We start from the raw sequence: 9,343 nt of genomic DNA on the forward strand, positions 1-9,343 counted from the left end.
CAATATTTGCAAGAAATTGAATAGAAATATTCCATGTTCTTGCAAATTCCGCAACCGCTTTTGAGGCATCGGGCCCCGCCAACATTGGGGGGATGGGGTTGTTCAGGGGCGACTAATTAACAAATCCACGTAACAAATCCGAGTAACAGCATCGAGACTAAAACATGCATTGATCTCGCGCATGGGCCAATCAAATTAGCTGGAGCAATTTTTCAGATAACGACAACCCCATATTCAGGCTCGACGTTTTACAACTTGAGAGAGAAAGTGCGGAGGTGCCGACTGGCAAATTTGAATTTCATCCGACGAAAAACCCCCTCGAAATTCCATGAAAATCAAGGGGCTTTCCATGTATTGGCGGAAGGTGTGAGATTCGAACTCACGAAGGCTTTAACACCTCGCCAGTTTTCAAGACTGGTGCATTCAACCACTCTGCCAACCTTCCAGGAAGGCCGCCATTATACCCAATTTGCAAGAATTTACGATATTGGATACGCATTTTATTGCGGTTCTATTGGGGAGAGGATGGAAACAACTCAACCCAACAGGAACATTTGCTGCAAATCGTTGAGAAAACGCCTTCCCAGCCCGGTCGGGCGGATGATTTTATGATCGCGATACAGCAGGTCCTTGGTTTCGGCCTGGCTCAGGGATTTCTCAATGACATTCAGGGCCAGGCCGGTGCGTTCGCTGAACTGGTTGACTTCAAAACCATTATTCAGGCGCAGCGCATTGAGCATGAATTCGAAGGCGAGGTCGTCGCGGAGAATTTCCACTTCTTCCTGCACCACGTTGCCGAGGCGACTTTGCTGCAGATAAGCGTTGGGTTGTTTGTAGCGCATCTGACGGATCACGCGGTGCGGGAATGACAGCTTAGAGTGGGCGCCTGCGCCAATGCCGAGATAGTCGCCGAATTGCCAGCAGTTCAGGTTATGACGCGCTTGTCGACCAGGCTGAGCGTAGGCCGACACTTCGTAATGGCCATAGCCAGCAGCACTGGTTTGGATGCTGATCATGTCCTGCATTTCAGCACTGGCATCATCGTCCGGCACTACTGGCGGATATTTGGCGAAATAAGTATTCGGCTCCAGCGTCAAATGATATAGCGACAGGTGTGGCGCCGCAAAGTCAATCGCGGTGGCGATATCCAACTGCGCCTCCGCCAGCGTTTGCGACGGCAACGCATACATCAGGTCAAGATTGAAATTATCAAAAGTTGAATGCGCGATCTCAACGGCACGGCGCGCTTCGCCGTCATCATGAATACGGCCCAGCGCTTGCAGATGGCGGGGGTTGAAGCTCTGGATACCGATCGACAGGCGATTGATGCCGCTTTGCCGATAAGACTTGAATTTTTCTGCTTCAAAGGTACCTGGATTGGCTTCCATCGTGATTTCCGCCGCGCCGTCCAACGGCAACAGCGAGCGCACATCCGACATCAGGCGATCCAGTCCTGCTGCCGACATCAAGCTGGGCGTGCCGCCGCCAATGAAGATGGTGTAGATCTTGCGGCCCCAGATCAGCGGCAGCGCTGCTTCGAGGTCGGCTCGCAACGACGCCAGGTAAGCTTCCTCGGGAAAGCCGCCATCGCCGTTGGCTTCGTGCGAATTGAAATCGCAATATGGACATTTTTTGACGCACCAGGGGAAATGGATATACAGCGATAGCGGCGGTAGCGCGCTCAAGCTCAGTGCACCCGGCTGCAAATAGGCCAGCGCGGCCTGAGCCGCAGCAGATGGCTGTTGTGCCGGTGGGCTCTTGGCTTGGCCTGGCATGCCGATAGGTTTGATAGGAATCATCGCAATTTTTCTACCAATTCACGCAGCGCCTGGCCGCGGTGCGACATAGCATTCTTTTCCATGGCGCTGAATTCAGCCGCGGTTTTATTATGCTCCGGCAGCAGGAAATAGGGGTCGTAGCCGAAGCCGCCCGCGCCACGTGGCGCATCAATGATGACACCGCTCCAACGACCGTCGGCGATTACCGGTTGCGGATCGTCGGCATGACGCACAAATACCAGCACACAATAATAGTAGGCCGATTTATCGGCATGCGACGCCAGATCGGCAATCAGCTTGCGATTGTTTGCGGCGTCGGATTTAGGTTCGCCGGCATACCGCGCCGATAACACTCCGGGTGCGCCGCCCAACGCGTTGACGCAAACCCCCGAATCATCGGCCAGGGCCGGCAGGCCAGTCAGGCGCGATGCGTGACGGGCCTTGGTCAACGCATTTTCGACAAAGGTCAGGTAAGGCTCTTCCGCCTCCGGCACGCCGAATTCGCCTTGCGGCCGAACATCGAAATCGAGCTGCGCCAGCAATTGGCCGAATTCTTTTAATTTACCGGCGTTATTGGAGGCCAGAACAAGGAGGCGCGACATAGGCAACTCTAAACAAATTTGGGAAAGCCGGTACTTTAGCACCAGATGGCGATTGCCGCCGGACCGAGACGATGCCGGCCTGAAGAAACGATGCCATGACAATCACCAAATCCACAACCAATGGCTGCCAACAGAGGCACTTACCAACCGATTGAAGCAGAAGGAAAATCAAAGCGCGCTCCGGCAAGCCCGCACTTGCTCATGGGTGAGCCTACATCTAAGCGACGCGCTTTCCGAGGATCACCAGATCGCGCTCGATACCATCCAAGGTGGCAACCCGGGCATATTGGCCCAACGTTCAAATCCGAAGGCATCGAACAATTTCAAACTCGGCTGATTATGACCAAACACGAAACTGAGCTTCCGTACCCGCAACGGCAAGATCAACAGCAACACCAAGAGCAACAGAAAAACCGGGACAGCACCGCGCAGCTGTATTGGAGGCAGGAAGTGCTTCTTAAACTATGCAGATATTTGTCTGGACAGATGGGTCCACTTTAGTCGCACGCAACGCGGTTGCTCGCTGCAATCAATGTTTCAAGAGCCTGATCATTCAAGCGGCGCGGTTGGATAACCGCATCGCTATTTCCGAACTGATTGGCGAACTGCACGGTATTCACATCCGCTGCCGCAACCATAGGTTCAGCGGCAATCGCCGCATTACAGAGCATTAAAATTTTACTCGGTTCGGTGGGTACCCGCGCCACCATGCAACCGGCCTCACGCAAACGTCGAATCGTTGAGCTGGAGCAGAAACGGTACATCACGACCACCGCCTTGACACCTATCGCCTGGCGCAATTGGGTAATCAGCGGTGCGATATTCTCGACTAACTCCCAGATCTCGATGATCACCACATCGATCAACGACAAGTTGATGGCGCTCTCGCTCAACGCCTCCGCGGCCTGACTCAGATCGCCGTGAGTGAAGAGAACTTGGAGTCCGGGACAGATTTGCCCATGCGCGGTAAAACGTCTGACGAGGCCCTCGCCAATCAAAGCGGCACGCGGCGCGCGTGTCATCAGGTCGCCGGACACGCTGGACATCAGCAAATCCAGCAACTGCTCGATCGGAAGTTGCGCCAGGGTTCCTATCGGGTGTCCCTGATCGACCAATCGCTTAATCACGCCAAGACGTCTGATCTGCGGCGCACTATACAAGCGCCAGCCATACAATGAGCGCTGCGGGTCTGACACGCCGTAACGACGCTCCCAGACGCGTAAAGTTTCCACGGATAAGCCCGCTAATCGTGCTGCAACCCCGGTCCGGAAAGAGCCGTTGACTTGGGCATCGTGTTGCATCTCTGGGTCAGAATTTTTCATATTGAACCGATATTGAACCGATAATTGTTGCCACTTTGAGGACATAAGCTGGACAGCTCCCCCTATTTTGCATATCTTAATACTGTATCGCAACGAATATAAAATTTACGACTTGTCGATGTGGAGTGCGCTCAGTAACAGCTTGGCGGTCAGAGCAAGTCTTGCCGGCTGCAGCTTGCTGGTTGCATAAATCACAAGGGCCAGGTCGGTTATAGGGATTGCAACGGTCGTGGCCCCTGACCTCATGCCGATGTCGTCTGCTTGCAATGCTGTCGTTACAGATACACGGACTACGGCTTTCGTGGGTGTCATCAACAGAAAAATCGAGGGTGATGCCGGGTCAGTCACCAATATATATTGTCGGGAAGACAACCCATGCCCGGCACGATCATCTGGTTGATAACAGGGGCGTATTGTCATTCCGAGCAGGCCCACCAAGGATGCCTTACAACAAAAAATCGATGAAACAGAGCGTTGCCGAATTTGCGGCTTTGCAATTAGAGCGATCTGGCAATGAAGTTACTATTTTTGACAGGCATGGCCGGCGAGCTCACTGAATCACATCCCGGAATACCTCATTGGATAAGCAGGCAAATTGTCTGATTACCGATAATTTGCATCGTACCCATCGCTTATTTTTCTCCAGAGGCAAGCAGTTGGTCTGGCCGATACAACAAGAACCGTTTTTTGCAAAAGGTAATTGAGTATGCTGTATAGCATTTCGTCGTCGTTGTCGTTGCTGTTTGCCGCAATCGCTCTGTTTTTGCCCTTTTCTGCGCTCTACGTAAAATTCAGGTACGTACAATACGCGCGTATTTATACCTGCCTGTATCGGCGGCCGGCGTATAACCAAAAGCGTGTGGTCATCACGAAACTAATCGAAACCGCGCTCTACGCCTTATGTGCCTATTGCCTGGCCGAAGTAAGTGAGTTTGAAAGAACGCAGCAGTCTGTGCTATCGACTGCACATATCGGGCAACCCACCTTGGTAGCAGCAAACACCTATCTTTTTTACGCAGATGAACGCCAAACTGCCCAGCCGCGGGCCTGCAAAATATTCGTCAACGCCGCATCCAAATCAAGAGCAGCAGCAGATCCTTGCTCAAAAAATGCGCCGATCGGACAACAAAAAGGTTACGACATATGAGCCTCTTCAGTGTGGAAGATAGTTTTGCATGTATTCGTTTCGGCCACACATCGCAACGCATACTTGTTACCGGAGCGACTGGTTTTATTGGGCAACATCTGGTTCGGGCCTTGATGGCGAATGGTCACCAGGCCGTGATCCTGAGCCGAAACCCTGGCCGCGCGGCACAGCTTTTCGATGGCGGCGTCAAATCCATCGGCAACATGCATGAACTGCCCTCTACTTACCAGCTTGATATCATTATCAATCTCGCTGGCGCGCGAATTCTAGGGCAGCGCTGGACCGCCAAGCGCAAAAAAATTCTGTATCAAAGCCGTATCGATCTGACCGAGACTGTGGTCGCGTGGATCGCCGCAGCGCAAACCAAGCCGCGTCTTTTGTTGTCAGCCTCTGCGATTGGCTACTACGGCATTCAAAGACCAGGAGATGTGCAAGCTACAGCGGAAAACGGCCCGAGCCAGCCGATATTCATGTCGCAGCTGTGCCAGGACTGGGAAGCTGCGGCACACAAAGCCAGCGCCGATGGCGTCGCCGTAAGATGCATGCGCTTTGGCGTGGTTTTGGGGCGGCAAGGCGCGCTGCCGATGATGGCCTTACCCATCAGACTTGGAATGGGTGGAAAACTTGGCTCCGGCAAGCAATGGTTCTCCTGGATTCACATAGACGATCTGCTACGCGGCATCGCTGCTATCGCCAGTCATTGCCTCCAGCAACCAGATGCTCAAGCGCCAATAATCGCCGCCTACAATTTCGTCGCGCCGGAGGCGGTTTCTCAGCTTCGGTTCAGCCAGATTGCCGCCAAAATATTGCGCCGCCCATGTTTTGTACCCACCCCAGGTTTGCCATTACGCTGGCTTCTTGGCGAGCAGGCGGACTTACTCCTTGAAGGGCAGCGTATTGTGCCGCAGCGTCTTCAGGCGATTGGATTTGATTTTCTTTATCCCGATGTCAGAAGCGCCCTGCAAAATATTTTGTGCAAGCCCAGTCCGGATTTGGCGCCAATCCAGTCATGACAATCGAGATGAAATCGTTTCAAGCGTTTCAAGGTGATGCGCTCGCCGTTGTCATTGGCGCAAGCGGCGGCGTTGGCTCGGCTATCGCAGAGGCGCTGCAGGCAGGCTCGTGGTTTGACAGGACAATAGGCTTTAGCCGCGCCAGCGAACCCGGGATAGATCTATGCGATGAGGAATCAATCATTGCCTGCTGCCGCTACGTCGCACAGCTTGGCGTGCCGCGCCTGATCGTTGACGCCACCGGCCTGCTGCATGGCGAGCACATCAGGCCCGAGAAGAGTTGGCGCGAACTTGATCCGAAACAGATGACGCAAGCGTTTGCCATCAATGCCATTGGCCCGGCATTGCTGATGAAGCATTTCCTGCCATTGCTACCACGTGAAGGCAAGGCGGTATTTGCAACCTTGTCGGCAAAAGTAGGCAGCATCGGCGACAATCAATTAGGCGGCTGGTACAGCTATCGCGCCTCCAAGGCTGCGCTCAACCAGCTGGTGCGTACCGCAGCTATCGAGCTTCACCGGCGTCAGCCGAATGCGATCTGTATCGCGCTGCATCCGGGAACTGTCGATACCCGGCTGTCCTCGCCGTTTCGAAAAACCGGACTAGAATTGCAATCTCCAACGTTAGCAGCGACGCGTCTTTTAACGGTAATCGATAACCTCAGCGCTGCCGACACCGGAAGCTTTTTTGACCAACATGGAAAAACACTGCCTTGGTAATTTAGGATCTCGGCAAATTCTGGAACGTGACATGAAGAAGGAAAAATCGTGAAAATTTCTGGCTTGCTCTCTGTTTTATTGTTGGCGGCAATGCCATATCCGGCGCTGGCCGAGACTGCAGCCGAGACGCCGGTCGCCAGTGTCGCCTCAGTCGATATCGCCAGGTACAGTGGAAAGTGGTTTGAGATTGCCAGCTTCCCAATGTACTTTCAACGCAACTGCATCGCCGATACCAGCGCAGAATATACGCCGACTGCCGACGGCAACATTGGCGTACATAATCGCTGCCGGACCAAATCCGGATTTGACGACGCCACCGGCAAAGCGAGCGTGGTCGAAGGTTCGGCCAATAGCCGCCTAAAGGTATGGTTTTTTTGGCCATTTAAGGCCGATTACTGGATCATCGGCTTGGACCCCGACTATCGCTGGGCGGTAGTCGGCAATCCGAATCGCAAATACCTGTGGGTGTTATCGCGCACGCCACAACTGCCGGCAGATCAGCTCAAGGCTGCGCTGGCCTCGGCCAGCGCACAAGGCTACGATCTGTCAAAACTACACTACACAACGCATACCGAATTGTGCGGCAATAGTCATGACAGCCTGCAGTCTTGCAACAAGTGACAGCGCCTGCCGTCAAGCCGCCTTGATATTTTCCGGCGTCAACGGCATCTTGCGCACCCGCTTGCCGGTTGCGGCAAACACGGCGTTGGCCAGCGCCGGGCCGATCAGCGCGGTGGCAGGCTCACCGATGCCACTCGGTTTTTCGGTGCTGGCGACCAAAGTAACATCGATTTTTGGCATCTCGTTCATCCGCACTACCGGATAATCGCCAAAATTGGTTTGCTGGACGCGCCCTTTTTCCAAGGTGATCTCCCCGGCAAGCGCGGCCGACAGGCCGAAAGCCACGCTCGACTGTAACTGCGCCTCAACCGTATCCGGGTTGACCATACGGCCCAGATCGGCCACGACGACCACCCGATGCACCTTGATCTGGTTATCAGCATCCATCGAGATCTCCGCCACCTGCGCCATGTAGGTGTCGTACCCCTCCATGAGCGCGATGCCGCGGAAATGGCCGCTTGGCAGCGGCGTGCCCCAGCCGGCATTTTGCGCGGCCTGTTTCAGCACATTGGCAAAGCGCGGCTGCTGGTCCAGTAGCGCTAGCCGGAAGGCGTAGGGGTCCTTGCCGGCGGCAGCGGCCATCTCGTCGATAAAACTCTCGCTGGCAAAGGCATTCAACGCATGGCTCACTGAGCGCCAGTAACCGGCGCGCAGACCGGTATCGTGGATCACCAGGTCCTGGGTCATATTAGGAATGCCGTAGCCGACCACCGACGCCTCCGCCATGAAAGGATCGAGCGTATCTTTCGGCAGTCCGAAGGCGCGCTGCGTCACCGACTGTGAGGTCAGCTGGAATGTCAACGCCACCGGCTTGCCATCGGCATCAAGGGCGCCGGCCATGCGATGCAGTGCCATCGGCCGGTAGAAATCGTGGGTGGTGTCATCTTCGCGAGTCCACACCAGCTTGACCGGTCTGCCAACCGCTTTCGAGATTTGCGCGGCCTGAACGATAAAATCAACCTCCAGTCGCCGGCCGAAGCCGCCGCCAAGGAAGGTGGTCTGCACATCGACATCTTCCGGTTTGATCCCGAGCGCTTTTGCCACATTGCCCTGCGCACCTTGCTGGAATTGCGTCGAACCGATGACTCTGCACTTACCATCTTTAAAGTCGGCAGTGAAATTCTGCGGCTCCAGCGTCGCGTGCGCCAGCAACTGCGATTGGTACTCCACCTTGAGAACCCTGGCTGCGCCTTGCATCGCCTTGGCGGCATCGCCGGTTTTCCGGATGTTGATAATCTTGACGTTTTTTCCGCTGCGCGGATGCCGTTCATCATCGCTGCGTTGTCGATCTTCGCCAGCGGCCCTTCATCCCATTGGACGCTCAGCTGTTCGCGTGCTTTTTTGGCACGCCAGTAGCTGTTGGCGACCACGGCCACACCATCGTCGATCTGCACCACGTCGATCACGCCGGGCATCGCACGTGCCTTGCTGGCGTCAACACTGACTACCTTGCCGCCGATAACCGGAGATTGCTCAAGCGACGCGTAGACCATGCCGGACAGTTTGACATCGATGCCGTAGACCGCACTGCCGTTGACTTTGGCTGGCGTATCCAGGCGTTTTGTGGCCTTGCCGACAATCTTGAAATCCTTCGGGTCCTTCAATTGCACATCTTTCGGCACAGGCAATCTGGAGGCCGCTGCGGCTAACTTGCCAAAACTGGCTTTCTTGCCGTTGGGGCCAAGCACCATGCCGTTTTCGACCCACAACGCAGAGTGGTCGAGATGCCATTGACTGGCGGCGGCGCTGATCAGCATGGTTCTGACCTGAGCGCCGCCGATGCGCAATTTCTCCCAGCCATCACGCACGGAAGTCGAACCACCGGTAATTTGCGCACCCAGCAGCGCGTTGGTATAGACCGCATTGGGCGGTGCAATCGCCACTTTCACCTTGTGCACATCGACCCCAAGTTCTTCGGCGATCAGCATCGGCAAAGCGGTGTATACCCCCTGCCCCATTTCGGAGCGCGCCGAGATCAATGTAATGGTGTTGTTATCGGCAATATGCACCCATGCGTTGGGGGTATAAATGGCGCCCGCCGCCAGTGCCTCATCCATCAGCCCGGGCAACATGACGCCCAGCGTCAGGCCGCCGCCAACTCGGTGAACCAAGTGCCTGTGTGTTTACCATTGATGCCCATT

The 9,343-nt window shown here is 55.0% G+C and carries 8 protein-coding genes, 1 tRNA gene and 2 pseudogenes; 4 read left to right on the forward strand and 7 right to left on the reverse strand.

Annotated elements, in window-relative coordinates:
- Window positions 1-355 precede the first annotated feature (355 nt).
- From ACIQ0R_RS08555 to ACIQ0R_RS08575, 5 genes and pseudogenes are all read right to left on the reverse strand, one after another.
- A tRNA-Ser gene (locus ACIQ0R_RS08555) sits at window positions 356-445 on the reverse strand.
- A 91-nt stretch (window positions 446-536) separates the two neighbouring features.
- Window positions 537-1,799 carry a radical SAM family heme chaperone HemW gene (hemW, locus tag ACIQ0R_RS08560; RefSeq protein WP_395826192.1) on the reverse strand — a complete coding sequence of 421 codons (1,263 nt, stop codon included), beginning with the start codon at window positions 1,797-1,799 and terminating at the stop codon, window positions 537-539.
- Complete coding sequence (gene rdgB / locus ACIQ0R_RS08565) at window positions 1,796-2,380, reverse strand: RdgB/HAM1 family non-canonical purine NTP pyrophosphatase (RefSeq protein WP_395826194.1); 585 nt, start codon at window positions 2,378-2,380, stop codon at window positions 1,796-1,798. Before rdgB ends, hemW begins: the two co-directional genes overlap by 4 nt.
- Window positions 2,381-2,597: 217 nt before the next feature.
- Window positions 2,598-2,740, reverse strand: a pseudogene (locus tag ACIQ0R_RS08570) (GNAT family N-acetyltransferase); the annotation flags it as partial.
- 137 nt (window positions 2,741-2,877) lie between these two features.
- The gene (locus ACIQ0R_RS08575) at window positions 2,878-3,702 is read right to left on the reverse strand and encodes a MerR family transcriptional regulator (RefSeq protein WP_395826196.1); all 825 of its coding nucleotides are present in this window, start codon (window positions 3,700-3,702) and stop codon (window positions 2,878-2,880) included.
- Window positions 3,703-4,408: 706 nt separating this feature from the next.
- On the opposite strand from ACIQ0R_RS08575, the gene ACIQ0R_RS08580 reads away from it, so the two are divergent.
- The 4 genes from ACIQ0R_RS08580 to ACIQ0R_RS08595 all read left to right on the forward strand — a co-directional run bounded on the left by ACIQ0R_RS08580 (window position 4,409) and on the right by ACIQ0R_RS08595 (window position 7,202).
- Complete coding sequence (locus ACIQ0R_RS08580) at window positions 4,409-4,849, forward strand: hypothetical protein (RefSeq protein WP_395826198.1); 441 nt, start codon at window positions 4,409-4,411, stop codon at window positions 4,847-4,849.
- Window positions 4,846-5,862, forward strand: a complete 1,017-nt coding sequence (locus tag ACIQ0R_RS08585; protein WP_395826200.1) for a TIGR01777 family oxidoreductase — start codon at window positions 4,846-4,848, stop codon at window positions 5,860-5,862. The genes ACIQ0R_RS08580 and ACIQ0R_RS08585 overlap by 4 nt, the downstream gene beginning before the upstream one ends.
- 8 nt (window positions 5,863-5,870) lie before the next feature.
- Window positions 5,871-6,581, forward strand: a complete 711-nt coding sequence (locus ACIQ0R_RS08590) for an SDR family NAD(P)-dependent oxidoreductase (protein WP_395826202.1) — start codon at window positions 5,871-5,873, stop codon at window positions 6,579-6,581.
- Window positions 6,582-6,671: 90 nt separating this feature from the next.
- Window positions 6,672-7,202: a lipocalin family protein gene (locus ACIQ0R_RS08595; RefSeq protein ID WP_395826206.1), complete on the forward strand. Its 531-nt coding sequence runs from the start codon at window positions 6,672-6,674 to the stop codon at window positions 7,200-7,202.
- A gap of 12 nt (window positions 7,203-7,214) precedes the next feature.
- On the opposite strand, the gene ACIQ0R_RS08600 is transcribed toward ACIQ0R_RS08595, so the two are convergent.
- Entirely contained in the window at window positions 7,215-8,399 is a 1,185-nt protein-coding gene (locus ACIQ0R_RS08600) for a xanthine dehydrogenase family protein molybdopterin-binding subunit (protein ID WP_395826204.1), read from the reverse strand.
- A gap of 440 nt (window positions 8,400-8,839) precedes the next feature.
- Window positions 8,840-9,274, reverse strand: a pseudogene (locus ACIQ0R_RS08605) (molybdopterin cofactor-binding domain-containing protein); the annotation flags it as partial.
- Window positions 9,275-9,343 lie beyond the last annotated feature (69 nt).

This window comes from Collimonas sp. (genome assembly GCF_044339385.1).
GTDB lineage: Bacteria > Pseudomonadota > Gammaproteobacteria > Burkholderiales > Burkholderiaceae_D > Collimonas.

Bases quoted from the DNA above. Each gene is read 5' to 3' on its own strand.
- hemW (WP_395826192.1), bottom strand. From the start codon at position 1,799: ATGATTCCTATCAAACCTATCGGCATGCCAGGCCAAGCCAAGAGCCCA.
- rdgB (WP_395826194.1), bottom strand. From the start codon at position 2,380: ATGTCGCGCCTCCTTGTTCTGGCCTCCAATAACGCCGGTAAATTAAAA.
- ACIQ0R_RS08575 (WP_395826196.1), bottom strand. From the start codon at position 3,702: ATGAAAAATTCTGACCCAGAGATGCAACACGATGCCCAAGTCAACGGC.
- ACIQ0R_RS08580 (WP_395826198.1), top strand. From the start codon at position 4,409: ATGCTGTATAGCATTTCGTCGTCGTTGTCGTTGCTGTTTGCCGCAATC.
- ACIQ0R_RS08585 (WP_395826200.1), top strand. From the start codon at position 4,846: ATGAGCCTCTTCAGTGTGGAAGATAGTTTTGCATGTATTCGTTTCGGC.
- ACIQ0R_RS08590 (WP_395826202.1), top strand. From the start codon at position 5,871: ATGAAATCGTTTCAAGCGTTTCAAGGTGATGCGCTCGCCGTTGTCATT.
- ACIQ0R_RS08595 (WP_395826206.1), top strand. From the start codon at position 6,672: ATGCCATATCCGGCGCTGGCCGAGACTGCAGCCGAGACGCCGGTCGCC.
- ACIQ0R_RS08600 (WP_395826204.1), bottom strand. From the start codon at position 8,399: ATGCAAGGCGCAGCCAGGGTTCTCAAGGTGGAGTACCAATCGCAGTTG.